This is a genomic window from Streptomyces spororaveus, from assembly GCF_016755875.1.
GTDB classification, from domain to species: Bacteria; Actinomycetota; Actinomycetes; order Streptomycetales; family Streptomycetaceae; genus Streptomyces; species Streptomyces spororaveus.
The window spans coordinates 793138-817219 of record NZ_BNED01000005.1 but is presented as its reverse complement, the minus strand read 5'-3'; the positions used below and the strand labels follow the sequence as shown (position 1 = coordinate 817219).

Here is a 24082-nt window from a genome sequence, read left to right as displayed (position 1 = left end):
CTCAAGCGTGACGTGCCCGAGACCGTCCACCAGGGTGGCCGTCTTGCCGCCGCTGTCGGCCCGGTCCGGCAGGGGCTCACCCGCACCCCGACCGTCGTACTCGAAGCCGGCCTTGACGCCGGTGTCGACGCCCTCCGGAAGTTGGACCAGAGTCCGCTCTCGTGGAGAACGCCAACGAGGTGACCGGCGGGCCGGACCCCGTTAGGCAGGTCATGGAAACCCTCGCTACCGCCCGGCGGCGTCCTCACCTGGTGCTCGCGGCCGCCGTCCTGGCCCTCGCGTACAGCGCCATCACCGGCGTGACCCAGCCCCAGCCCGCCGCCGCGGCTGCCAAGTTCGCACAGCCCATCTCCAATGTCGTCCGGGAGGCGGGCAAGACCTACTCCATCGTGTGGACCGACGGGCCCCCCGGAACCCAGTCGCTCAGGTTGATGAAGGGACAGGCCACGGCTCTCCAGCAGGTGGCGCAGATCGCCGCGGTGGACGGTGCCTCCGGCACGTACGCATGGACCGTCCCCGCCGACCTGCCCACCGACAACACGTACGCGATCGCCCTCGGGACCCAGTTCACCATCACCGGCCACGAGTCCGGCGCCCTGTCTTCGGTCGGGGAACGGCTCCCGGCCCCGGCTCCTGTCCCCGCCACGCCCACGCCTACGCGCGCAAGGCCACCGCACACGCCGAACAGATACTGTCGTCCATCGCGTCCGGGCCCCCTGGAGGTCGCGGACCGGATCTTGGCGTATGCGGCGGGCGGGGAAGGGGCGGTGGCTTGGTCCTGGGGGCCGCTGCCTTCGACATCGAATCTGGTCCGTGATTGGTCCGGGAGGGCTGATCGGGGAGCCTCCCCCGCCCGCTGCTGCTTGACTGAGGCGGTGTGGACAGCGGGGCAGAGGAAGCTGGGTAACGCCCCTTCACCCGCTCGGCACTGCACCTTCACCTGCCAAAGGGATGGCCCCAATGGAGACTGCCCTGCCGGCATCCCGACAGCGCGTCCCTAGTCCCGCGCGCGGACGGGCCGCCTCTGCCCTCCGGACGGCCGCTGCTCACCTACTCGCCGCCGCCAGCGGATGAGGTCACCGCACATCGAGTGACGGCAGACCGTACCGAGACGGCATGTGGTCGCCAATGCCCACGTCGTATGACGTCATTACACCCGCTATCGCGCGGTTCACGGTTGACAAGCATCTGCCATGGCGAGGACTTGCCGTCATGATGCCTTCACGCCGGCACTCTCGGGTCGATAGACCCTTGGCATGTCCTCCCCCTCTCATGTTTCCGCCTTCCGGCGTCGGCGCTGGCAGTTGATCTCAGCCGCCACCACGCTTCCGCTGTTGGCGTCGGGGCTTGCGGTCCTGCAAGCGCCCGCACAAGCCGCTCCGAGCAAGCCCACCCATCCCGCCAAGTCCTCGGCGACCCACAAGGTCACCCTGGTCACCGGCGACGTCGTCACGGTCACCACGATGGCCGACGGCAAGCAGACCGCCGAAGTCGACCGGCCCGACAGTGCCGTCGGCGGCGTGAAGATCCAGCAGGTCAAGGGAGACCTGTTCGTCATCCCGGACGAGGCGGCGCCGCTGCTGGGCACGGAGCTGGACCGGCGGCTGTTCAACGTCACCGACCTGATCGAGATGGGCTACGACGACGCGAAGTCGGCCTCGGTACCGCTGATCGCGACGTACACCCAGTCGAAGTCCCGCTCGGCCGGGGAGCCGACGGCCCCCCGGGGCAGCAAGGTGACCCGCCAGCTCAAGGGCATCGGCGGTGCCGCGCTCAGCACCGAGAAGCGACAGGCCCGCACCTTCTGGACCACCGTCGCGCCGCAGGGCAGACCGTCGCTGGGCGAGGGCGTGGCGAAGCTGTGGCTCGACGGTCGCGTGAAGGCCAGCCTGAAGGAGAGCGTGCCGCTGATCGGGGCGCCCGAGGCCTGGGCGGCGGGGTACGACGGCAAGGGCGTCAAGGTCGTGGTGCTCGACACCGGCATCGACGTCAACCACCCCGACTTCGCCGGGCTGATCGACGGCACGGCGAGCTTCGTGCCGGGTGAGGCAGTCACCGACGTCAACGGGCACGGCACCCATGTCGCCGGCACGATCGTCGGTTCGGGCGCCGCCTCCGGGGGTGCCAACAAGGGCGTCGCCCCCGGCGCCGACCTGTTCGTCGGCAAGGTCCTCGGTGGTACGGAGGGCTCCGGCCAGGACTCCTGGGTCATGGCCGGCATGCAGTGGGCCGCGGAGTCCGGTGCGGACGTCGTCAACATGAGCCTCGGCGACTCCTACCCGACGGACGGCAGCGACCCCATGTCGCAGACGGTGGACGCACTGTCCGCGCAGTACGGCACGCTGTTCGTCATAGCCGCTGGCAACTCCGGCCCGGAGAGCATCTCCGCCCCGGGCGCGGCCGCCTCCGCGCTGACCGTGGCCGCCACGGACAAGCAGGACCGGCTCGCGTCCTTCTCCAGCACCGGCCCGCTCGCCCACTCCGGCGGTATGAAGCCGGACATCGCGGCGCCCGGCGTGGACATCACCGCGGCCCGCTCGCAGGAGATGACCGGCGGTGGCGAGGGCCCGTACCGCACCCTCAGCGGCACGTCGATGGCCACCCCGCACGTGGTAGGCGCGGCGGCCATCCTGGCCCAGCAGCACCCGGACTGGACCGGCGCGCAGCTCAAGGAACACCTGATGAGCACCGCGAAGGGCCTGGACGGCGGGTACTCGCCGTACGAGGTCGGCACCGGTCGTGTCGACGTGGCCGCCGCCGTGCGCACCACGGTCCGCGGCACGGGATCACTCTTCTTCGGCAACCACACATGGCCGCACGAGCCGAGCGACGCCGCCGTGACCAAGGATCTGACCTTCACCAACACCGGTTCCGCCGACATCATCCTGAACCTGGCGGTGACCGGCGGCGGCCCGTTCACGCTGGGAGCCACGAGGGTGACCGTCCCGGCAGGCGGCACGGCCGCCGTCCCGGTGACCGGCGACCCGAAAGCAGCGGCCGCCGGCCGGCACGTCGGCCACGTAACGGCCACCGACGCCGCCACCGGGCAGCCGGTGACCCGCACGTCCGTGGCGCTGCTCAAGGAGGAGGAGCGCTACGACCTGAACATCAAGCTGGTCGGCCGGGACGGCAAGCCCGCCGCCGGCTGGGTCACGGTCAACCAGGCCGGCGACTTCTGGCCCTGGTCGCTCTACGTCGACGGCTCGACCACCATGCGCATGGCACCCGGTACGTACACCGCCGCGGGATACCTGGACGTGGCGGGCGAGAAGGCCGACCGCTCGGGTCTGGCCGTGCTGGTCGACCCGGAGACCGTACTCAGGGACCGCTCCGCGGACGTGGTGCTGGACGCGAGCAAAGCGCGCCTGCTACAGACCGAGGCGCCGCAGCGCACCGAGGACCGACAGCGCAAGGTCGACTTCAACGTCCACTACAAGGGCCTCGACCCGTTCACGGACTACCGCAGCGCGTATGTTCTGCCGCCGATGTACGACGACGTCTACGTCGCGCCGACGGAGCCGATGAAACAGGGCGAGTTCATGCTGACCACCCGCTGGCGCAAGGGCCAGCCGCAGCTCGGCCTGAGCACGCCGGGCGGCCGGCTCCCATTCGATGCACTGGTACAGGCGGGCAGCGCCCTGGGCACCGCCCGCGACACGCTGGACGCCGTCTACGCGGGCAACGGCGCGACGGCCGCGTACAAGAAGGTCAAGGCCAGGGGCAAGGTCGTCGTCATCGACCGCAGCGACGGGGTCTCGCCCCAGGAGCGCACCGAGGCCGCGGTCGCGGCCGGTGCGAAGGCGCTGATCGTGGTCAACGACGGTGTCGGCGGGCTGATGGAGTACGTCGGCGAATCGAACATCCCGGTCGCCACCGTGCACCGCGAGGCGGGCACGGCCCTTGTCGCGATGGCCAAGGCCGGCAGCCACAAGCTGACCGTGGAGCAGACCGAGTACACGCCGTTCGTCTACGACCTGACCCGGGAGTACCCCGGCCGGGTTCCGGACCGGGCCCTGGTCTACAAGCCGGCCAAGGACGACCTCGCCCGGATCGACGCCCGCTACTTCTCGGCGACGGACGGCCGGTCGGCGGAGGGCTACCGGTCCGACTTCACTCTCAGCCCGTCGGTCAACTTCCCCGAGCGCGAGTGGCACCCGGGCACCCGCATCGAGTGGGTGACCCCGGGCCAGGTCTGGAGGGAGTTCCACGCCCAGGGCGTCGACACGGCCCTGCCGTGGGTGATGGTGTCGGGCGACAACACGTACGCCAAGGGCAGCACCACCCGGCTGGACTGGTTCGCTCCGGCGACCCGGCCCGCCCAGAGCGAGTCCTTCGGCGTGTACAACTCCCGCTGGCAGAACCACATGACCTGGAACGTGCAGGCGTGGGCCTCCTCCAGCGACACCATGCGGCTGGGCGGCTTCCTGCAGTGGGGCGAGACGCCGACCCACCTGCAGGTCTTCCAGGGCGACAGGCTGATCCACGACAACCCGCACAGCACGGACATGCAGTGGGTGGAGGTCCCGGGGGGCAACCTGCCCTACCGCGCCGTCCTCGACGCCGAGCGGCCCGGTGACCTCTTCCGACTGTCGACGCGCACCCACACTGAATGGACGTTCATGTCCGACACCGTCGTCTCGGACTTCTTCGAGCCGTTCCCGGTGCTGAACCTGGACTACGCGCTGGAGTCGGACCTGCACGGCGACATCAAGGCCAACGCGACCCAGGAGATCGCGCTCAAGCCGGTGTCAATGGGCGTCGGCACGGTCCCGGGCACCGTCAAGTCGGTGAAACTGGACGTCTCGTACGACGACGGCGCGACTTGGCAGAAGGTGACCGTGGCCAAGGGCGCACACGGCCGCTGGACCGGTTCGTTCAGGACCGCCAAGAAGCCCGGCGGCTTCATCTCGGTGCGCGCGAGCGCCGAGACGGACAGCGGCTTCAGCGTCAGGAACGAGATCATCCGGGCGTACGGCCTGCGATGAACCGCGCTGTCGGGCCCCGGGGCGGTGACTCCCCGGGGCCCTTCCCCTCGCACCGGCTCCCAGCAGGGACTATTCAGGGTCTGCCACCATGGCGGATACTCTCCCCGCTGCGGCAAGCGGAAGGGAGTCGGTCGCCGATGCTGGATGTTCTGGGCCTCGAACCCGATGACGAGCGTGTCTACCGGGCGCTGCTCGGACGGCCGAACTCCACCGCGATCCTGCTGAGCGACGAGGTCGCCCTCCCGTACGCCCACGTCGACAAGGCTCTGTCCCGTCTTGTGGGGTGGGGGCTGGTGACGAGGTCGGCGGACGACCGGTTTACCGCCGCGCCGCCGGCCATGGCTCTCGGCGCTCTCATCAGCCAGCGCCGGGACGGGCTGCGTATGGCCGAACACGCCCTGGTGACCTTCGCCGAGGAGCACCGGGCGGCGATGACCGGGAGCAGCATCGACGATCTGATCGAGGTCGTCACGGGCGCCGACGCCATCCGCCACCGCTTCCTTCAGGTGCAGCAGGCAGCCCGCGCGCAGGTCCGGTCCTTCATCACCGCACCGTTCGTCGCCCTGCCGCCCGACGAGAACACGGCTGAGCCCGTGGCCATCGGCCGCGGCGTGCAGTTCCGGGCGGTGCTGGACAGGGCCGTGCTGGCCGAACCGGGCATCGTCGACGACGCGATCGATTCACTGGGCAAGGGCGTGCAGCTCCGTGTTGCCGACGAGCTGCCGATGAAGCTCGTGCTGGCCGATGCCGACCTCGGCCTCGTCCCCCTCGCGGTCACACCGGACGGGGAGCCCGGCGCCGTGCTGCTGCACCGCAGCGGCCTGCTGGACGCGCTGGACGCCCTGTTCGAGACGGTATGGCGCACCGCCCACCCGCTCGCGCTCTCAGCCACCGGTGGAGAGACCGAAACCACCGTCGAGGTCGGTCCGCAAGGCCCGACCGAGCTCGACCGCAGGATCCTCGGACTGCTCCTGGCCGGCCTGACGGACCCGACGGCCGCGGCACAACTCGGTCTGTCACCACGCACGCTGCACCGGCGCCTGCGTCACCTGATGGACATGGCCGGAGTCCGCAGCCGGATGCAGCTCGGCGCCTACGCGGTACGGAACGGCTGGGCGGTACCGCCGCGAACGTGACCGGCAAGCGTCGGCAGGCCGACGTTTGCAGCGCAGGACACACCCACCGCCGGGTTGGCTGTGCTCCCAGCACGGTCCGCGCGTGGCGGCCTCCGCGGACCTTGGAGATGACCTCGCCCTCGACGCCGGACGGATCGGGTGGGCCTTGTCGGCCGCGGCCCTCGGCATGATCCCCGGCGTGCTCGTCCTGTCGATCGACTGGCACGTCGTGGTCGTGGCCAGCGCGCTGGCGGCTCTGTGGGTGCTCGGGACCGGACCGATGGCCCCTTCGCCGGTGTCTGGACGGCGGATCTTGGCCGGTACGGGGATGAGCTAGCGCCCCAGCCTGCGGGTCATCGGATGCAGGACCGGCCACGTGGTGTGAGATCTGGCCATTGTGGATCTCGGAGGCTTCGTTGGGCGTGTTGCCGGTAACCGGCCTGAGCCAGGGGCGTTGGGCTGTTGTATCCACCTGGCTTCGAGGCGGTCCAAGATGCGCGGGTATCCCGTACCTCGACGGTTCCGCGTCCTCGCGCTCCGAGCCCGGCGGCTTGAAGTTCGTTTTCGCCCTCACGCACCGGCCGGCTCAGGCCACCTGCCTCGTACTTGAGCGCTGCTCACGCAGACCCCCAGGAGTTGTTCCATGTCATCGCAGCCGCAGTCCGGTCACGGCAATCCGCACCAGCCGGCCGGGTACCAGCCCCCGCCGAAGCAGGGCATGAGCACGGGTCTCAAGGTGGCGCTGGGATGCGGTATCCCCACTGTCCTCGGTCTGATTCTGATCGGCGGCTGTGGGCTGTTGTTCACCAAGGCCGCAAGCGACGCAGGCAAGGAGCTCGACAAGAACCACGACTCCGCAGCCGTCGCTCCTGACGGTGCTGCCCGGGGCAGCGGCAGCTCGAAGGTCGACGAGCCGGATATCACCAAGGACGTGAAGGTCACGTCCTGCAAGGTGAAGGCCGGCGAGTACGGGGTCAAGGAACTCGACCTCAAGATCGAGTACATCAACAGCGGTGACCGTCGGTTCAACTACCTCGCCGAGGGCGAGATCACCGTCAACGGCGAGAAGAAGAGCGACATCTTTTCCACTGGTCAGAACCTCGCACCCGGCCAGAAGTACACGGACGACAACGCGGGGGCCCTGGCCTTCGACGTGGCCAGGTCCGCGAAGTCCGGTGACAAGATCGAGTGCAACCTGATCAAGGTCTCCCGCAACTCCTACTGAGAGCCCGAGGATCCGATCAAGGTCGTATCTGGCGCAAACCTTCTCCGGAGTAACCCCTGGTCCGGGTAGGGACCTTCAGCAGCGTTGCCGAGTTCGGCTGTTCTCGCACGAGCGCAGGATCTGTGCATGACCACGCTGAGCGGGCCCCAGCCGGAACGGTGCCCGCCTGCCTCGTCCAAAGGAACACCCAGCGGGGCGACATGTCAGCGCAGCCTGCTGGGGCATAGGGTGTTCTTGGCAGTGGAAAAGCAGGCCTTGTGGGACTGTCTCCCGCGGTGAGGCAGACAGCCGAGGCGATCGTGCGGGAAGTGGGGGCCGGCGACGACGCGACGCAGCCGCCCGAGGCGCAGGACGGCACGCCCCTGGTCTGCTACGGCGAGCAGCACGGGAGCGAGAAGGACCGGACGCCGATCACCGCGGGCATGGTGATCGCCCCGGACATCGAGGGCCGGCCCACCGCCTACGTCGCCGACAAGGTGTGGTTCGTCGAGATGTTCCCCGTGGAGCTCGGCCGCCCGGCCTTGGCCGGAGGAGACGCCAGCACTTCCATGGGCACCGGGAACAGTGCTGGTGCCGGCGACGGCGGCACCTCCCGCGAGGAGGTGCGGGTCGACCCCCGAGACCAGCTGGACGCGCTGCGGCAGCAGCTGCCCGCCCGTGTCGAGCTCGTCGAGGGGAGTTACCAGCGGGCCGTGGACTCCGCCCACACGCTGATGACGGACTTTGAGGAGGCACGCCGTCTGCGGGCCCAGATCGGAGAAGATCCGCTGCCGGCCGATCAGCGGATCGAGTGGATGGAGAAGTTGTCGAAGGCGCGGGACGCGGCCCGGACCAGCGTGACGTCGCTCGATCAGGTGGAGACGCTGATCCTGCAGATCTGACCGGCATGGAAGGTCTGATCTCTTCAGCAAGCGGGCCCGCACGTACTTGGTACGTGCGGGCCCGCTGTTGTTCGAGACCGGCACCGTCGCGCTGGGAGGCGAGGCGACCGGTCTGCTCAGCGATGCCGGGACCGCTGAGCGGGTGGGCGGTGGCGATCGCGAGCAGCGACTGCCTCTCCTCCGCCGCCTTGGTGCGGTCGGGCACGACTGCCGGCGGGGGCGCTGGGGTGCGGGGCAGGAAGCGCGCGCTGCTCTTCTCGTATGCTCCGGCGCATGCGACGCACCTTCGTACCGCTCGCCCTCGCCGCTCTCGTGCTCGCCGGCTGCACCACTGAGGAGGACAAGACCGCGAGGTACTGGGACGGCTATCGGTTCGGCGAGCAGACAGCGACGGACTACGCGAAGCGCGTCATCGACACCAACTTCACGTACTGCACGACCGGCGGGGAGGTGGCCGCCCGGCAGGACATGTGCACCCGCCCTGGCGGCCCCGACACCCGATATCCCGTCTCCGTGGGACAGCGGGAGTGCGCAGACGAGATGCCCGACGGCCTGGACGGCGACGAGCGCGAAGCCTGGAACAAGGGCTGCATCACCGGCATGGTCCTCGGTGTGCCCGACGTCGTGACGTACGGGGCCGACCCTCGGAAGTAACCATCAGGGCAGCCGATTTTGCTGGCGGCGGCTGACGGACGGCTGCGGCAAGGCTTCTCCCGCAGGCTCCGCTTCCCAGGCGCTCTGGAGCCGTTCGCCCATCTCCTCCTTCAGCTCTTCCAGCCGCGCGAGCAGCGGCTGCTCTTGCTTGGACAAGTTCCCGGACTTCATCTTTGCCCGCAGCTCGTCTGCGGCTTCCGACAGGACGCCCAGGCAGGTCTGAGCGGCATCGTCGAAGCCGAGTTCGTACTCCTGGCGGTAAGTGGCCAGCACGCTCTCCTTGGCCGCGTCTCTTGCCACCATGCCAATCTCGCGCAACACCCGCTTGCCCATCGACATATTGTCCGTCGACATGCTGTCCCCTCCCCTGCCCCCGAATCCCATACCGAGCCCCTTGAAGGTACCGCCCGGCTGGGCCAGTTCGCGATCACACCCCCTTGCGCCTGGGCGCTGTGCCGCTTACCGCTCCCGCTCCTCCGCCGAGGTCGGCTTTCGGTGCCGACCTTGCCCCCTGCCCATCGCGGGCCGGTCCCACTCGGCAGGCTTCTCCTGCACGGGCGGCGGCGGGTACAAGAGGGCCTGCGCGGCGGCAAGGCTCTCGACGATGCCGATCACCGTCCAGTCCGTGCCGGTCCACTCCTCGATCGCTCGTGGCGCGCCGGGGTCGACGTGGGCCCCGCGGTGGGGGCCCTCGCCGAGCGGCACCGCACGCCGCTTGCCCTTCGAGGCGGCCTGGCGTGCGTCGCGTCGGCGAGCCCACTCCTCCAGCGGTTCGTCATCCTGCATTCGGGCATCGTGGCTGAGGGACAGGCTGGCCCGCCACCCTGTCCCTCGTACGAGTGATGACGCCCTTCGGGGCGCCCGGGGGCTGCTAGGCTCGGCACGCCCTGCGAGTTGGCGGGGTGGGCCCTGCGCAGGCCCGCGTGGTCGGTTCCGCTGACGCGCTTGGACAAGGTGCTCGGCGCCAGCGCATTCAGATCCCCGTCTGGATGCCCTGGAGTTGCCATGCCCGCTGACCACGCCCGTAAGGGCCCCGTACGCCGCCGCCAGGCGACCACCGGAGAGTCGTACACCGAAGCCGCCAAGGCCCTGCGCCGCTCGTACAACCTTCCCGTCTGGGACCCGTGGGTGGCTCCCCGCTGCGAGGAGGACGACCCGATCCCCGGGCACGACTCGTGGGTCTCGGGCCCCTGCCCGGAGGGATGCCCGGCACGGGAGCGTCCGGACTACATCGCCTACCTGGAGACCCTGACTCCAGCAGAGCGACTGCGACGTCCGGCGCCTGCGCGGGAGCCGTACGTCTGCCCTGGCCAGCCGTCGTGCACTGACGACATGTGCCCCTGCAACTACGTTCACATCGTGATGTGTTCCAGGTGCGAGTGGGTATACGCCGTGTGGCCCGAGGGCGATGCGGCATGTCCGGGATGTCACCCGCTACCGGGCTGACAGCGGTACAGGAGCGGCCGTGATCGGCGTCGACGCCGCAGCACCCACACGGCCTCGCGGCTGACGCGGAGATCGTGAACAGCAGCCCCTAGGCGTGTTGTCCGGGGCCGGTTACCGACCGCGGACGCGCTGGGCGGGCACGGTTGCGGGAACCCGCGGACGGGCGCCGGAAGCGGCTTCGGGCTCGGCCGTGCGGGTGACGGAAACAGTTCGGCGGCGTCGGCGACGAGCTGGGCCACGAGATCGTGGGGAACCCGTAGGACAGCCGGATGCTCCACGCCGCCCGGTCGAGGTCTTCTCCGCAGTACAGCGTCCATCGGTCCGCCACGGCGTGTGGTGTGGACTCGAAGACGATGCTCCGGTCCGGCGTCGTCCAGGTGGCGCGGGCGGGGTGGCTCGCCGGGTGCCAGGCCGCGTCGCGAAGGACGTCGTCCGGGTGGCCCGCAGTGGTGAGCGGGGGGCGTCGAGGTGCTGCAGGATCGTGTGGATGAGGGGGACGGGGGTGCCGGCGGTGAGGGTGGCGTGCCAGAGGCGCTCGCCGACCGAGCCGTCGTACTCGGCGATCGTCCAGGCTACGTCGGTTCGGTGGCGCGCTTCGTGGTCGAACTCGACTCGTACGCTCAGGGATTCGTGGGAGGCGATGGTCGTCTCGTCGAAGGGGCGGTACCTCTCCCACTGGCGCTCCTCGTCGAACATGGAGGAGAGGAAAGCCTCCTGCTCGCCGGGCTACGCGATCGGAGCCTCGACCGCGGGCGCGGAGGTCTCCTCGGAGGTGGACGGGATCGTGCCCCCGAGGAGCCGGCGGACGGCCTGTTCGAGGTCGGCGAGCAGGGCGGGGCCGGGTCGGACGGCTACGGAGTAGAGCCGTTGGAACTCGGTGACGGCCTCGGTTTCGTCGTCGTACGAGGTACAGACCTGCCGAAGGTGGTTCTCGCCGTGGAGGTGGACGTGCCGGCGCACGCCCGTGGCGTACGAGCCGACGGCGACGGTGGTGTAACCGTCGTCGGCGTGCAGGTGGATGGTCAGGCGGCCTTCGGCGATGTCGTCGTGGATGCGCTGGGCCGCGGCGCCGACCTCGCGGATCTCCGCGCGGGAGCACCAGGGCATGGAGTAGTTCGCCCAGGTCCACTCGGTGTCGATCTCCTCCTGGAGGCGGGGTCGATCTCGGTGGTGAAGCCGTACCGCCGGAGCTGGTCGGCGGCGTCATCCCGCCCGCCCGGCTGACCGGCCACGACCTGCTGCTCGTACTGATCAGGCTCGCCGAGAGCCAGGACCCGCTCACGACGATCGACGCCTTCTTCACGACCACACCGGCCCCTCACCCCCACTCCGGCGAACGGAGCAACCATGTCCCTGCCCCTGCTTGAGACCCCTCTCCAGGCCCGCCCGCTCCAGGGCCGCACCACCCTCATCACCGGCGGAGCCACCGGCATCGGCGCCGAGATCGGACGCGCGCTCGCCGCTGCCGGCGCGACCGTCGCGGTCAACCACCTCGGCCAGGACCCCGACGCCCACGCCCTCCTCGCCGCCTTCGAGCGCGCAGCCCCGGCATCGCGGCGAACGCCGACCTCACCGACCCCGGCGCCGTCCAGACCATGCTCGACCTCGTCCCCGCCGAGATCGGGCCCATCGACATCCTGGCGAACAACGCCGGCTCCTACCCCTGCGTCCCTTGGCAGGACACCAACGAGGCAGCCTGGAACTACTCCCTCGACGTCGACCTCACCGCCCACTACCGCACCTGCCATGCCGTGACCCCCGGCGTGAACGAACGCGGCTGGGGCCGGATCGTGAACATCGGCAGTGTCAACGCCCGCGCCGGCCGGACGAACCTCGTCGCGTACAGCACCGCGAAGGCCGGGCTACTGGGCCTCACCCGCTCTCTCGCAAGCGACAGTGCGTCCCTCGCCGTGGACGGCCCGAAAACGTCGTGGTTCTGGTGGCGTTCCTCGTGGGCCCCTCCGCCTCGTTCATCACTGGCCAATCCGTCCCCGTCGACGGTGGTTGACTGCTGCACTGAGACCGTCAACAAGCAGGGGGACAGACCGAAATGATCGAACGAGTCCGCGCCGTCCTCGTCACCGCCGACGACACCATGCTGGTCATCCGTCGCACCAAGCCCGGCATCCCGGTGTACTGGGTCCTGCCCGGTGGTGGTGTCGAAGCCAGTGACGAGTCCTGGGAGGCCGCTCTCCACCGTGAGATCCACGAGGAGATTGCGGGGAAGGCCGACATCGTCCGCCTCCTTCACACCATGGAGTCCGAGGACGAGCGCCAGCTCTTCTACCTCGCCCGCATCGCGACCTGGTCCTTCGAGGACCGCACCGGGCCCGAGTTCAGTGCCGAGGGCCGCGGCGAGTACGCGCTGGAGGAGATTCCGCTGACCGTGGAGAGGCTCGACGGCATCGACCTCGAGCCCGAGGAGATCGCCCACGTCCTCCGGGGCGCCATCGGCGCCGGCATCCTTCGGGCAGAGGCCGCGAAGTAGCTGTCCGTCTTTGTGGATGTGCCGTCGGGACCAACGCCGAGGTAGGTCGGCCCCGACGGCGCTACGGTGCGCGCTAGAAGCACTCGCAGTAGGTCGGCTCCTGCTCGCCGTCGTGGTCCTCCTGGCTCATCCACCGTTCCGGGGTCGGCTCGGTGAGCTCCAGGTGGAACACGTGCCGGTGCTGGATCTCGAACCGGTACGGGCTGATGTCGTACTCGGTCTCGCCGAGCTTGCGGACGATCTTGAAGTCCGGCAGGCCGGTCTCCTCGCGGGCCTCGCGCAGAGCGGCGGCTTCCGGCGCCTCACCGGGGCGGACGCTGCCTGCGGGCACCTGGATGCCGACCTCCGTCCTGCGGGACGGTCGCTTCGACCCGGTCCGGACCCGGGCCACCGGTGTGGCAGGAATCGACGACTTCGCCTTCACCGGCCGGGGCGCCCCCATCCTGGCCGCCCTCAACGGCCCCGGCGAGGTCATCCGATCGAGCTGATCACGTTCTTGAGGACGTCGAGTCAGGGAAGTCCACCCTCGCGGCGTGTGACGCCAGGGTCGTACGCGAGGCACTGGACCTTCTCAACGCACTTCATGGTTCCCTCTGGGAGGGTGGGCTCCATGAGTGAACTTGTTGAGCGGGTCGACGAGCGTGACGAGGTGCTGGCTGTTGTGGACAGGGGGGAGGCAATCCGTCACCAGTGGTTGCACCGCATAGCGACGATCGTGTGTCGCGACAGTGCGGGACGGATCCTCGTCCACCGCCGTCCAGACGATGTCGCTCTTTTCCCGGGGCAGCTCAACTGGATGTTCGGAGGCGCCGTGGATGTGGCCGAGTCGTATGAGGATGCTGCTGCGCGGGAGTTGGAGCAAGAACTTGGCGTTCGCACCCGTCCTCGTTTCGTGTTCAAGTTCTTGTGCGAGGGTGCGATCAGCCCGTATTGGCTCGGTCTGCATGAGGTCGTTGTCACAGAACCGCTTCAGCCCGACCCTTCGGAGGTCGCTTGGTACGACTGGCTGACTGAGTCCGAACTGACTGCCCTGGTCCGTCATCGCGGGTTCGTTCCAGACGCCCGCGAGGCATTCGATCGGTATCGCGACCTGCCGTTGCGGCCGGAAGGGATGTGAGCTGCGGCTCGCTGTCGCGTTCGGAAGCTGTAATTAGGTGTTGATTACATTCAGGTTCTTCGGCTCGTGATGTCGGCATGCCGCATCGTCTGGGCTCGACGTTCTGTCGGTGGTTTTGTCCCACTGATCTGTCGGATGCCGGGGCGTAGGGGGAGCTGCGCGGCTGGATTTCGTGTTGCGTTGTCCGCCGGCCCTCGGGGGTGAGGGCGTAGTTCCGCGTCAGCGGGAACGAGGAGGTCGTGGAGGAGCGTGAGGGTCTCCTGGCGGATGCGGATGCGGAGGCGTCGGACGGCGATGTCATCGAACGGTTTCAGCGGGCCGGGCTGGCGACGGTATGGGGCAGCGGCTGTTGCTGCTTTCCCCACCCCGGGGTACCCAGGAGGGTGACGTGCTCTCCGGGAGCCATGGTCGTCACCTCCTGGGATGGCTGGATTGCGGGGTTACTTGGCGCCGAGGCCGGCGTCGGAGACCTCGGGCTTGCCGGCGGCCTTCAGTACCTTGTTCAGGAGCGTGAGGTCGTAGATGCCGGCCAGGTCGGGCTCCTCGATGAGCTTGGCCTTGACCGCCCACTCCGACTGCGTCTTGAGCGTGGAGGCCAGCGGGTCGTCGGTGATGGCGATGCCGGGCCATGCCGGGTCGATGATCTTGGCGTCGAGGGCCTTGCCGCTGTCCGCCTGCAGCTTGGCGTTGGCGGAGGCCTTCGCCTTGTCCTGGTTGGCGTGGATCCAGTCGTTGGTCTTCACGGTGCCGCGCAGTACGGCTTCGACGACGTCCGGGTGCTCCTTGAGGAACTTCTGGGACACGATGATGTTCGTGATCACGAACTTCTTGTCGGGCCACAGGGCGGTCTCGTCGAGGAGGACGGAGCCGCCGTCGGAGACGAGCTTGGAGGCCGTGGGCTCGGGCACCCAGGCGCCGTCGATCGAGCCCTGCTTGAAGGCGTCCGGGGTGACCTTGTTGTCCGTGCGGACGACGGAGACGTCGCCCTTGCCGGACTCCGGGTCGACCTTCCAGCCCTTCTCGGAGATCCAGTTGAGGAACGCGACGTCCTGCGTGTTCCCCTTCTGCGGGGTGGCGATCTTCTTGCCCTTGAGGTCGTCCAGGGTCTTGATCTTGTCCGGGTTCACGACGAGCTTCACGCCGCCGGAGGCGGATCCGGAGATGATCCGCAGGTTGGAGCCCTTGGACTTCACGTAGCCGTTGATCGACGGGGAGGGGCCGATGAAGCCGATGTCGAGGGATCCGCCGTTGAGGGCTTCGATCTCGGACGGGCCGGCGTTGAAGGACTGCGGCTTGATCTTGGTGCCGTTCAGTTCCTTCTCGATCAGGCCTTCCTGGAGGCCTACCAGAGCGGTGGCGTGCGTCAGGTTCGGGAAGTAGCCGATCCGTACCTCGGAGGCGGAGAGCTTCTTGCCGGCGTCGCCGGCGTCCGCGGCCTTGGGCTCGTCCTTCTTGGCCTCGGAGCCGTAGCCGCAGGCGGTGAGCAGCAGGGGAAGCGTCGCGGTGACGGCGATGGCGCGCAGGGTGGTGAGCGGTCTTGCGGCAGACACGGAGGTGTCCTTTCACGGGATGGGGTTCGAGGAGGTGCGGAGAAGGCCGAAGCGACGCCGCCGACGCACACGGAACCGACGGCCGGCGGTGAGCGCGGTGAGCGGTGGGCGACGGGGTTGCGGTCGCGAGGAACGAAGGGGTGTCGGACAACTCGGAGTCGGAGGTCGAGCCCGTCATGCGGACGCCCGCGCTCGACTCCACGCGGTCGGCGTGGTCGGCCGAGAGGCACGTCCGACGGTGCTCAGCGCTGACTACACGTGGAGCGGGGTCCGGAGGGTGATGTCAGCCGGGCTGACAGATGGCGCCGGCCGTGCGGAGCAGGTCGATGTGCCGGCGGGAGGTCAGAGACAGCATCCGGCCTGCGCGATGCAGTGTTCGCACGGCTCGCCTCCCCTGATTCCTAGTTTTCCCACCTGGTTGGTAGGCATATTGGCAGAGGCGGACACCCGCCCCAAGAGGGTGACCGAATAATGGACGGCATAATCTCGTTATGTGAGAATGCGCAGGTGGGGCAGGGGTCAGGGATTGGTCCAGGCGCCAGGGGTATCGGCCAGTGCCGATACGTCCGCGGGCAGGTCGGACGACGAGACGTCGGCGAGGCTCACGCCGTCGAGGATCTCGCGGACATTGGCCCGCAGCGCGATCCACAGGGGGAGCAGTGCTTGGGCGGGGCCGGTGTAGGACAGGTCCGGAGGGCGCACCCCGCGCACCGAGACGAGCGGTCCGTCCACGACACGGATCACGTCCGCGATGCTGATGGACTGGGCGGGCTTGGCCAGCCGGTACCCGCCGTTGCCGCCCCGCTGGCTCAGCACGAGACCACCCCGGCGCATGTCGTTCAGGATGCCCTCGAGGAACTTGTGCGGGATGTCCTGGGCGTCGGCGATGGCCTCTGCCTTCACCGGCCCGTCATCCTGCGACGCGGCAAGCTGCAGTGCGGCACGTACCGCGTAGTCCGCCCTGGCTGAGATCCGCATACGGACATTATCTTGCATCGATCCGGCCGCTGTCCCCTCGCGGGTGGCCGCCGGCCGCCGGGCAGGTGCGCGGGCCCGCGTCAGCGGAAGGCAGTCACCGCGGGGTGGGAGCCGTTGAGGTAGTGCTCGCCGATGGAGCGCAGGCGGTGGGCGGCCGGGCGGTGGGCCGTCAGGACCCGGGCGTTGCGCCAGAACCGGTCCAGGCCGGGCGCGTCGGCGAGTTCCAGCACCCGGGCGGTGATGCGCAGGGCGGCCTTCGACGTCACGGTCTCGGCCGTGGCGACCAGGGCCGCGACGCCAGCGGCTCCTTCCGCGTCGAGGTGCGGACCCGTGTCGAGGGCCCGCGCCATCACGTCCGTCGCCCGGTTGACCACGGCGGTGGCCGTCTGGGCGGCCGAGGCGAGTTCCCCGTACGTCAGGAAGAGGTCCGGGTCCTCGCCGGGCAGCCGGTGCGCGCGGCCGCCCCTGCTGAGGTCGCGCGCCTCGGTGAGGGCGCCTTCGGCGATGCCGAGGGCGACGTGACACAGGGCGAGCCGGAGCGCCGGCTCCGCGAGTGCGGTGAAGGGTGCGGTCGACTCCTCGTCGTGCGGCCGGCGGCCCAGCACCTGTTCGGGCGTGATGGCGACCCGGTCCAGGACGACCTCGCCCGCTCCGGCGAGGCGCTGCCCGAGCCGGTCGTGGGCGGACTCGACGGTCACCCCCTGTGCGCTGGGTGGGATCCGTACGACGAGGACGTCCCCGGTCGCCGCGTAGACGGCGTCGACCACGATCTGGTCGGCCGCGGTCGCCGCCGTGTCCACGAACCGGCGCCCGCTCAGCACGTAGCCGGGGGTGCGCCGCCGCAGCGTGAGCCCCGGTCCGTCGGTGTCGTCGTGGGAGAGCGGAGCGCTGACTGCACCGGTCCACAGCCACTGCTCGCCCACCGACTCCTCTTCGAGGGCGGTCGCGTGGTGGTGGTTCGCGTAGAAGCGTCCGCTCCAGGTGTGCACGTAGTGGCGGGCGAGTAGGTCGCCGACGGAGCTGTCCGCCGCGGCGATCTCCCGGATGACGGCGCATCCGGTGCGCCAGTCCGTCCCGCGGTCGGGCCCGGGCGGGGTGAGGGCGGCCGGCAGGCCCGCCTCGCGCAGCCGGGCCGTCTCGTCGGCCGGCGGCTTGCCCGCCTGATCACGGGCGATGGCGTCTGCGGCGAAGTCGTCCGCCACGTCGCGGGCGGTACGCAGGAGCGAGCGGCGCTGCTCGTCGGTGGATCGCCGGCCGTCGGTGCCATGGGGGATGGCGGTGGTCATTTCGGTTACTCCGGAACGTTGTTGGGTGGCATCGGCCGGCCGGTTCACCGAATCCCCACCTTTCCCATCGGATTGATAGGGATACTCGCTCGAAGCCGCCTGCCGGGCAAGAGTGTGACCGAATCGCGGACGACACGATCTCGGGATGAGAGACCGTGCAGGTCGGCGGCCTTTCCTAGTGAATGAATAGGAAAGTATTGACGCGCGGCCGCCGCGCACCTCACGATGTGGCCATGTCCCCGTCGCAGCCGTTGCTCGTACGCCGCAGGCACGTTGACCTCCGTCGCGTCGCCAGCGCCGTCTGCCGACCTGTCTAGGGCTTCTTCGACAGGGCATTTCCCGGATGTGCGCCAGCCCTCCGGCTGCCGCTCGTCTTCGCGCGCCCGCTGTTCCCGTGACCCCAGCCCTCTGAGTCGTACGGGTTCCGCCCCGCGTGCGGCGCGTCGGCCCTCGCGCCGCATCCGTCACGGAGACCCCTGCCCTGTCGCGGCCCGACACTCGGCGTCCGTACCTCATTCCGAGCAGCCGAAGGGGCTCATCGTGACCACCGCACTTCCCGCACCGGTACCCGCCACCGCCGTCCGCCGTTCCCCGGCCCCGCGCCTCCAGCTGGTCGGCGACCGTCCGCCCGCCGTCTCCGCCCACGGGATCGGCGGCGCCCGCGTCGGATACCTCGTGTTCCTGCCGGCGGACGCAGACCCGGCCGCGGTGATGATCGCGCACGGCATACGCCCGGAGACCCATCCCCTCGAACCCGGGACCCTTCCGGCACCCGAGCCGGAACCGGCCCCGCACCCCGACGCCGTCCGGCTCGACGATGCCGTCCGGGTCGACAGCGCGCGTCGGCTGGTCGAGGTCGACGGACGCGAACTGGACCTCACTTACCTGGAGTTCAACCTCCTGGCCCACCTGGTGGCCCATCCGTACACGGTCCACACATGTGAGGCCCTCATCTCGGACATCTGGGGTTACGGACACATCGGCGACGGCCGTACGGTCGACGTCCACGTGGCCAGGCTGCGCCGCAAGCTCGGGCCCGCTCACCGGGGCCGCATCACCACCGTGCGCCGCGTTGGCTACCAGTACGTTCCCGACCACCAGTAGCCCCGGAACCGGGCCGGTCCAGCTGCACGGTTGAAGCCGATGTACGAACCCCGGACCTGCGCCTGCCGCACTCTGCGAACCTCACCGGGGGATCAGCTGTGTCCGAGCTCGCGGAGGAGTTCCTCCGCCCTCGGCCACGGGCCGTGGCCGGAGGCGGGGTTGAGGTGGCCGACATCGCCGAGTTCCACGAGGCGGCCGCCCCAGTTCCGGGCCAGCTCGGCTCCTCGCCCGACGGTGCCCAGCGGGTCGTTCGAGCTGACCGCGACGATGGCGGGGAAGGGCAGCGGCGAGCGGGGCACCGGGATCCAGCCGTTCCCGTCGAGCACGTCCGTGGTGGGGTAGCCCTCCGGCAAGGGCCGCTCGAAGTCCGGCGGCGTCACCAGCAGCGCCCCCTGTACCTGCACCTGCGCCGGGTGCCGCCGGGACCAGTGGACGGTGGTGATCACACCGGCGCTGTGGGCAACCAGTACGACGGGCCCCGCGATCTGCACCATCACCTTGTCCAGCGCGGCGACCCCTGCCTCGCAGCTCAGCCGGTCCCGCGTCAGCGGGGGAACGGTGCGGACGCCGCGACCGGCCTCGGTGAGCCGCTTCGCCAGCAGGGTCTGCCAGTGCTCCTCGACGTGGTCGCGCAGGCCGGGGACGATCACGACCACCGGCTCGGTGGTGGCGCTCATGAGGACACCTCCGCCTTCTGCGGCTCCGTCCGCGGAGCGACCCCGGTCAGACGGCGTACGTCACGGTCGTAGGAATGGCGGCCGATCAGGAACGCTGCCGTGGCCGCGACCGCCACGAGCGGGACGAGCCGGAGCGCGCCGAGCAGACCGAGCCGGTCGGCGAGCATCCCGGTGACCGCGGGGCCGGGGGCGAGTCCGAGCAGGCTCTGGGCCAGCGTGAGCGTGGCGAACGCTGTGGCGGCGATGGCAGCGGGCGTCAGGTTCGCCACCATGGCGGCCCCGGGCCCGGCCGTTCCGGCACACAGCACGGTTCCCAGCCCCAGCACGAGCAGCTGTACGGGGCCGGCCGGCAGGCGGAACGCGGTCATCAGCAGGACGAGGGAGCCCACGCTGCAGCCGATGGCGACGGCCCACTTGCGGACCGGGGCGCGCCGGCTGATCCGGTCCGAGACGATGCCGCCGACGATCATGCCGATACCGATCATCAGGGCGAACAGGCCCGCGGTCGCAGCGGCCTTCGCGGTGGGCATGTCGTAGTAGCGGTTGAAGTAGCTGGGCAGCCAGGCGATCAGGGCGCCCGCGATGAACAGCTGCAGACCGCTGCCGACGTAGGCGCTGACCACCGAGACGGAGGAGAACAGCCGCGGGAGGAGCACGCGCAGACGGTCGCGTTCATCCGCGCCGGACCCGTCCTCCACCGGGTCCTGCCGCGGGGCCAGCCGCTTCTCCGTGACCACCACGGCGTAGACGCCCGCGAGCACCAGGCCGAAGACGCCCATCAGGCCGAACGCCCAGCGCCAGCCGTACGCCTGGGCCACGGCGCCGCCGATGGATATGCCCAGGACCGAGCCGAAGGCCCCGCCGGCGATGAAGGCCCCCGAGAGCGTCGCCCGCAGGGCGTGCGGGAAGACGCTGAGGACCACGGCGATACCGACACTGCCGTACGCGGCCTCGCCGATGCCGACGAAGAGCCGGCCGGTGAGCATCTGGTCGTAGCTCGCCGCCACCGCACAGCCCAGGGTTGCCAGGCTCCACATCGCGGCCGCGATGACCAGGGATCTCACCCTGCCCCACCGGTCGGCCAGCAGCGAGAGCGGAAGGGTGAGCAGACCGACCGCCAGGGCCACGACACCGCTCAGGGAACCCAGTTGGGAGTCCGAGAGCAGCCAGTCGGCCTTCAGCATCGGGAAGACGGCGTTGAGGACCTGCCGGGACATGTAGTCCGAGAGCAGGAGTCCGAAACTCAGTGCAAAGACCACCCAGGCGTAGCGCCGGGACACGGGCCACTCCGAGGAACCGGAACCGGTTCTTCCCGGGGCGGGTTCCGCAGTGGTGAGAAACCCCATTGTCATCACCTCAACTGCTCTTGGCGGAAAGGGAAAGGGTCAGAAAGGCCGGTCGCCGACGATTCCGGCGCGCTCCATCTTGCGGACGGCGGGCCAGTAGTCCTGGACTGCGTAGTGCTGGGTGGAGCGGTTGTCCCAGATGGCGACGCTGTTCGGCGTCCAGCGCCAGCGCACTTGGTACTCGGGGACGGCGGCCTGGCTGATGAGGTAGTTCAACAGGAGGCCCGCGCCGGGGGCGTAGTCCGTCCCGAAGCGCACGTTCTCGGGGGTGTGATAATTGACGAAGTGCGTGGTGAAGGCGTTGACGAAGAGGATCTGTTCGCCCGTCTCGGGGTGGGTGCGCACCACCGGGTGCTCCGCGTCGGGGAACCGCGCTGCCAGCGCGTGACGCTCCTCTTGTTGCATGGCGGCGCCGAAGGTGGCCTCGATGCTGTGCCGGGCGCGCAGTCCCTGGATCTGTGTCTTGACGTGCTCCGGCAGTCGGCGGTGGGCCTCGGCCATGTTGACCCAGATCGTGTCACCGCCCACCGGGGGCGACTCGATGCAGCGCAGGACGGCGCCCATGGGCGGGTTCTCGCGCCAGGTGGCGTCGGTGTGCAGCGCGTTCTCGTAGTGCTCGGGCGCGCTGTCCGGGTCTTTGTAGATCCGGACCAGGCCGGGGTGGTCGGGGTCACTGCCGGCCACCGGGTGGTCCTCCAGCGGGCCGAAGCGCTCGGCGAAGGCGACATGGTCGGCGCGCGTGATGTCCTGTTCCCGCAGGAACAGCACCTTGTACTGCAGGAGCAGGGCCTTGATCTCGGCGAACAGGTCGTCGTCGCGCACGGCGTCGCCGAGGTTCACTCCGGAGAGTTCGGCGCCGATGGTGCAGGTCAGCGGCTCGACCTTGATCGAGCCGTGGGAGTGGGCGCGCACCGACCAGGGTGCGCCTTCCGGCGAAGAGACGGTGTTTTCCATGATGCTTCCTCCTGGAGAGGGTGGAGACGCGCGTGATGTGGCAGCGGCTCAGAGGACGAAGACGGACGATCCCGTGGTCCGCCCCGACTCCAGCTCGCGGTGTGCCCGTACGGCGTCGTCGAGCGCGTAGCGCTGGTTGATCTCGATGGCGATGCGTCCGGAAGCGACGTGGTCGAAGAGCTCTCCCGCCAGCGCCGCCCGCTCCGCGGGGTCGGCTATGTAGTCGGCGAGAGCCGGCCGGGTGACGAAAAGGGAGCCGTTGACCGCCAGTTGCATGGCGTCGATGGGTGGGACCGGTCCGGACGCCGTACCGAAGCAGACCAGCAGACCGCGGCGCCGTAGCGAGGCCAGCGAGGCGGCGTAGGTGGACCTGCCGATGCTGTCGAAGGCGACCGGGACGCCGACGCCGTCCGTCAGTTCGCGCACCCGCTCGGCCACGTTCTCGCGCTGGTAGCGGATGACGTGGTCGCAGCCGTGGGCACGGGCGAGCTCGGCCTTCTCCTCGGTGGAGACGGTGCCGATGACGGTCAGCCCGAGCAGCTTGGCCCACTGGCAGACGATGAGGCCGACGCCACCCGCCGCCGCAGTCAGCAGGATCGTTTCCCCGGCCTTCAGCGGGTGGATCCTGCGCAACAAGTAGGCGGAAGTGAGGCCGCGCATGGTCATCGAGGCGGCTGTCTCGAAGCCGATGCCGTCCGGCAGCCGGATCAGAGGGCCGGCGGGCATGACCCGTTCCGTGCTGTAGGCACCGAGCGGGCTTCCGGTGTACGTGACCCGGTCGCCCTCGGCGACATGGGTGACGCCTTCGCCCACCGCCTGGACCACCCCCGCGGCCTCGACACCCAGTCCGGCGGGCAGCGGTGCGGGATACAGGCCGCTGCGGAAGTAGGTGTCGGCGAAGTTGAGTCCGACGGCCTCGTGCCGGATCCGTACCTCGCCCGGACCGGGGTCGCCGACGACGACCTCTTCCCGGCGCAGGACCTCGGGACCGCCGGTCTCCTTGAAGCGAATGGCGTGAGCCATGGGCGTGCTCCGTTGTTCGTGGGAGGTGGGTAAGAGAGGAAGGGGCCGCCGGTGCCGGGGGTCACGGCAGCCCCGGGGGCTGGCAGCCCCGGGGGTCCGTAGCCGCGTGGCGGCACGGCGGCGTGGTGGTCCCGTGCCGCGATCAGACGACGCGCAGCATGGGGCCGCGCTGACCGGGACGGCGGTTCGGCACCATGCCGAGACGGGCCAGCGTCTCGTTGGCGCCGGAGTAGTACTCGCCGAGCTTGTAGATCTTCTTGGCCTCGGCGCCCGTCGCGATGTCGCGGCCGAGCGCCTCGGAGATGTGCACCATCTGCTCGATCTGCTCAAGGGTGGTCATGCGCTCGCCCTTCCGCCGCCACAGGTTGTCCTCGTTGCCCACGCGCACGTGCACACCGAGGGCGATGCCGATCGCGTTCATCGGCGCCACCGCGCGCATGGAACTCTCGATGGTGAGGACGGCGCCGTCCGGGGTGCGACGGACGAACTCGATCAGGTCTGCCGGGTGCCGGCCCGCGAAACCGCCGCCGATGGCCACGTAGTTGAGGATCAGCGGGCCGGTGTGGACGCCGGCTCGGATGAGCCGCTCCACGGTTTCGAGCTGGGCCAGCGTGGCGAGTTGGAAGTGCGGCTGGATGCCGTTCTCGCGCAGCCGCTCCAGGTGCTCCAGGTAGAAGTCGGGGCCCGCCTCGACGACCATGTCGCGGTAGGCCTTGTAGTACTCGGGCTTCGCAATCGAGGTTCCTGCCAGGTCGTCGTCGGTCATGATCTCGACGATGTTCATCTGGCTGGTGTTGATCGCGATCGTCACCTGGTCGGGCGCGGGGTCGAGATCGGCCAGCAGGTGGCGGGTGTCGTAGCTCAGCCACTTGGCCTCGCTGCCCTCGCCCTCCGGAGCGAACGAGATCGAGCCGCCGATCTGCAGGACCATGTCCGGCACGGCCTGGCGCAGCCGGCCCAGCAGCTCGTTGAACATGGACATCCGCTTGGAGCCCTTGCCGTCGAGCTCACGTACGTGGATGTGGAGCACGGTGGCTCCGGCGTTGTAGCAGTCCACGGCCGCCTGTACGTGCTCGTCCATCGTCAGGGGGAGGTCGTCGGCGTCGCCGGGCAGCCACTCCGGCCCGTAGGGAGCAGCCTGGATCACCAGCTTCTCCTGGTTCTCCGGGAAAAGTGAGTCGTCGTGGAAATGCACGGTCCGTCTCCTTCGTGCGATCGGTGATCACTCACCGGAAGCATCGCCGCGCGCGATG

27 protein-coding genes are annotated in these 24082 nt (G+C 69.6%); 13 read left to right on the top strand and 14 right to left on the bottom strand.

The window, feature by feature from the left end; all coding sequences use genetic code 11:
• Window positions 1–212 precede the first annotated feature (212 nt).
• From Sspor_RS41490 to Sspor_RS06400, 7 genes are all read left to right on the top strand, one after another.
• Window positions 213–1001 (top strand): GPI anchored serine-threonine rich family protein, encoded by a 789-nt coding sequence (locus Sspor_RS41490; RefSeq protein ID WP_373318893.1) that lies wholly within the window; start codon window positions 213–215, stop codon window positions 999–1001.
• A gap of 333 nt (window positions 1002–1334) precedes the next feature.
• Window positions 1335–4985: a S8 family peptidase gene (locus Sspor_RS06425; protein ID WP_237403697.1), complete on the top strand. Its 3651-nt coding sequence runs from the start codon at window positions 1335–1337 to the stop codon at window positions 4983–4985.
• Window positions 4986–5122: 137 nt separating this feature from the next.
• The gene (locus tag Sspor_RS06420) at window positions 5123–6121 is read left to right on the top strand and encodes a helix-turn-helix transcriptional regulator (RefSeq protein WP_202198194.1); all 999 of its coding nucleotides are present in this window, start codon (window positions 5123–5125) and stop codon (window positions 6119–6121) included.
• A gap of 82 nt (window positions 6122–6203) precedes the next feature.
• Window positions 6204–6437, top strand: coding sequence for a hypothetical protein (locus Sspor_RS06415; protein WP_202198193.1), 234 nt, complete (start codon window positions 6204–6206; stop codon window positions 6435–6437).
• A gap of 306 nt (window positions 6438–6743) precedes the next feature.
• Window positions 6744–7325 carry a hypothetical protein gene (locus tag Sspor_RS06410; RefSeq protein ID WP_202198192.1) on the top strand — a complete coding sequence of 194 codons (582 nt, stop codon included), beginning with the start codon at window positions 6744–6746 and terminating at the stop codon, window positions 7323–7325.
• A 275-nt stretch (window positions 7326–7600) separates the two neighbouring features.
• A complete protein-coding gene (locus Sspor_RS06405; protein WP_202198191.1) occupies window positions 7601–8206 on the top strand; it encodes a hypothetical protein in 606 nt (201 codons plus the stop codon).
• A gap of 273 nt (window positions 8207–8479) precedes the next feature.
• A complete protein-coding gene (locus Sspor_RS06400; protein WP_202198190.1) occupies window positions 8480–8860 on the top strand; it encodes a hypothetical protein in 381 nt (126 codons plus the stop codon).
• A 3-nt stretch (window positions 8861–8863) separates the two neighbouring features.
• Here the strand turns inward: Sspor_RS06400 and Sspor_RS06395 are convergent, their stop codons facing one another.
• The 4 genes from Sspor_RS06395 to Sspor_RS06380 all read right to left on the bottom strand — a co-directional run bounded on the left by Sspor_RS06395 (window position 8864) and on the right by Sspor_RS06380 (window position 11413).
• Entirely contained in the window at window positions 8864–9214 is a 351-nt protein-coding gene (locus Sspor_RS06395) for a hypothetical protein (protein ID WP_202198189.1), read from the bottom strand.
• Between the two features lie 105 nt (window positions 9215–9319).
• Window positions 9320–9646, bottom strand: a complete 327-nt coding sequence (locus Sspor_RS06390; protein ID WP_202198188.1) for a DUF6087 family protein — start codon at window positions 9644–9646, stop codon at window positions 9320–9322.
• Window positions 9647–10417: 771 nt separating this feature from the next.
• Window positions 10418–11002, bottom strand: coding sequence for a DUF317 domain-containing protein (locus tag Sspor_RS41485; RefSeq protein ID WP_202198187.1), 585 nt, complete (start codon window positions 11000–11002; stop codon window positions 10418–10420).
• A 30-nt stretch (window positions 11003–11032) separates the two neighbouring features.
• A complete protein-coding gene (locus Sspor_RS06380) occupies window positions 11033–11413 on the bottom strand; it encodes a hypothetical protein (protein WP_202198186.1) in 381 nt (126 codons plus the stop codon).
• A gap of 488 nt (window positions 11414–11901) precedes the next feature.
• Between Sspor_RS06380 and Sspor_RS40285 the strand changes: the two genes are divergently transcribed.
• Both Sspor_RS40285 and Sspor_RS06370 read left to right on the top strand, forming a co-directional pair.
• Window positions 11902–12360: an SDR family NAD(P)-dependent oxidoreductase gene (locus Sspor_RS40285; RefSeq protein WP_237403696.1), complete on the top strand. Its 459-nt coding sequence runs from the start codon at window positions 11902–11904 to the stop codon at window positions 12358–12360.
• Complete coding sequence (locus tag Sspor_RS06370) at window positions 12357–12794, top strand: NUDIX hydrolase (RefSeq protein ID WP_202198185.1); 438 nt, start codon at window positions 12357–12359, stop codon at window positions 12792–12794. Before Sspor_RS40285 ends, Sspor_RS06370 begins: the two co-directional genes overlap by 4 nt.
• 73 nt (window positions 12795–12867) lie before the next feature.
• On the opposite strand, the gene Sspor_RS06365 is transcribed toward Sspor_RS06370, so the two are convergent.
• A complete protein-coding gene (locus tag Sspor_RS06365; protein ID WP_237403695.1) occupies window positions 12868–13125 on the bottom strand; it encodes an NUDIX domain-containing protein in 258 nt (85 codons plus the stop codon).
• A gap of 4 nt (window positions 13126–13129) precedes the next feature.
• On the opposite strand from Sspor_RS06365, the gene Sspor_RS40280 reads away from it, so the two are divergent.
• Both Sspor_RS40280 and Sspor_RS06360 read left to right on the top strand, forming a co-directional pair.
• Window positions 13130–13282 (top strand): hypothetical protein, encoded by a 153-nt coding sequence (locus tag Sspor_RS40280; RefSeq protein WP_237404455.1) that lies wholly within the window; start codon window positions 13130–13132, stop codon window positions 13280–13282.
• A 122-nt stretch (window positions 13283–13404) separates the two neighbouring features.
• The gene (locus Sspor_RS06360) at window positions 13405–13911 is read left to right on the top strand and encodes an NUDIX hydrolase (RefSeq protein ID WP_202198183.1); all 507 of its coding nucleotides are present in this window, start codon (window positions 13405–13407) and stop codon (window positions 13909–13911) included.
• Window positions 13912–14351: 440 nt separating this feature from the next.
• On the opposite strand, the gene Sspor_RS06355 is transcribed toward Sspor_RS06360, so the two are convergent.
• From Sspor_RS06355 to Sspor_RS06345, 4 genes are all read right to left on the bottom strand, one after another.
• Window positions 14352–15461, bottom strand: coding sequence for an ABC transporter substrate-binding protein (locus tag Sspor_RS06355; protein WP_202198182.1), 1110 nt, complete (start codon window positions 15459–15461; stop codon window positions 14352–14354).
• 283 nt (window positions 15462–15744) lie between these two features.
• Window positions 15745–15816 carry a putative leader peptide gene (locus tag Sspor_RS41480; protein WP_353963696.1) on the bottom strand — a complete coding sequence of 24 codons (72 nt, stop codon included), beginning with the start codon at window positions 15814–15816 and terminating at the stop codon, window positions 15745–15747.
• A 164-nt stretch (window positions 15817–15980) separates the two neighbouring features.
• The gene (locus Sspor_RS06350) at window positions 15981–16439 is read right to left on the bottom strand and encodes an RrF2 family transcriptional regulator (RefSeq protein WP_202198181.1); all 459 of its coding nucleotides are present in this window, start codon (window positions 16437–16439) and stop codon (window positions 15981–15983) included.
• Window positions 16440–16519: 80 nt separating this feature from the next.
• A complete protein-coding gene (locus Sspor_RS06345) occupies window positions 16520–17725 on the bottom strand; it encodes an acyl-CoA dehydrogenase family protein (protein ID WP_202198180.1) in 1206 nt (401 codons plus the stop codon).
• A 182-nt stretch (window positions 17726–17907) separates the two neighbouring features.
• Here Sspor_RS06345 and Sspor_RS41475 point away from each other — a divergent pair, with 182 nt between their 5' ends.
• Both Sspor_RS41475 and Sspor_RS40275 read left to right on the top strand, forming a co-directional pair.
• Window positions 17908–18042 carry a putative leader peptide gene (locus Sspor_RS41475; RefSeq protein WP_353963690.1) on the top strand — a complete coding sequence of 45 codons (135 nt, stop codon included), beginning with the start codon at window positions 17908–17910 and terminating at the stop codon, window positions 18040–18042.
• A gap of 223 nt (window positions 18043–18265) precedes the next feature.
• Window positions 18266–18829 (top strand): winged helix-turn-helix domain-containing protein, encoded by a 564-nt coding sequence (locus Sspor_RS40275; RefSeq protein ID WP_237403694.1) that lies wholly within the window; start codon window positions 18266–18268, stop codon window positions 18827–18829.
• A gap of 92 nt (window positions 18830–18921) precedes the next feature.
• On the opposite strand, the gene Sspor_RS06335 is transcribed toward Sspor_RS40275, so the two are convergent.
• From Sspor_RS06335 to Sspor_RS06315, 5 genes are all read right to left on the bottom strand, one after another.
• Window positions 18922–19506, bottom strand: a complete 585-nt coding sequence (locus Sspor_RS06335; RefSeq protein WP_202198178.1) for an RBBP9/YdeN family alpha/beta hydrolase — start codon at window positions 19504–19506, stop codon at window positions 18922–18924.
• Entirely contained in the window at window positions 19503–20786 is a 1284-nt protein-coding gene (locus tag Sspor_RS06330; RefSeq protein ID WP_237403693.1) for an MFS transporter, read from the bottom strand. Before Sspor_RS06330 ends, Sspor_RS06335 begins: the two co-directional genes overlap by 4 nt.
• A gap of 105 nt (window positions 20787–20891) precedes the next feature.
• The gene (locus Sspor_RS06325; protein WP_202198176.1) at window positions 20892–21806 is read right to left on the bottom strand and encodes a TauD/TfdA dioxygenase family protein; all 915 of its coding nucleotides are present in this window, start codon (window positions 21804–21806) and stop codon (window positions 20892–20894) included.
• Between the two features lie 48 nt (window positions 21807–21854).
• On the bottom strand, window positions 21855–22829 hold the full coding sequence (locus Sspor_RS06320) for a quinone oxidoreductase family protein (RefSeq protein ID WP_202198175.1): 975 nt from the start codon (window positions 22827–22829) through the stop codon (window positions 21855–21857).
• A 142-nt stretch (window positions 22830–22971) separates the two neighbouring features.
• The gene (locus Sspor_RS06315) at window positions 22972–24024 is read right to left on the bottom strand and encodes a beta-keto acid cleavage family enzyme (protein ID WP_202198174.1); all 1053 of its coding nucleotides are present in this window, start codon (window positions 24022–24024) and stop codon (window positions 22972–22974) included.
• Between the last annotated feature and the right edge of the window lie 58 nt (window positions 24025–24082).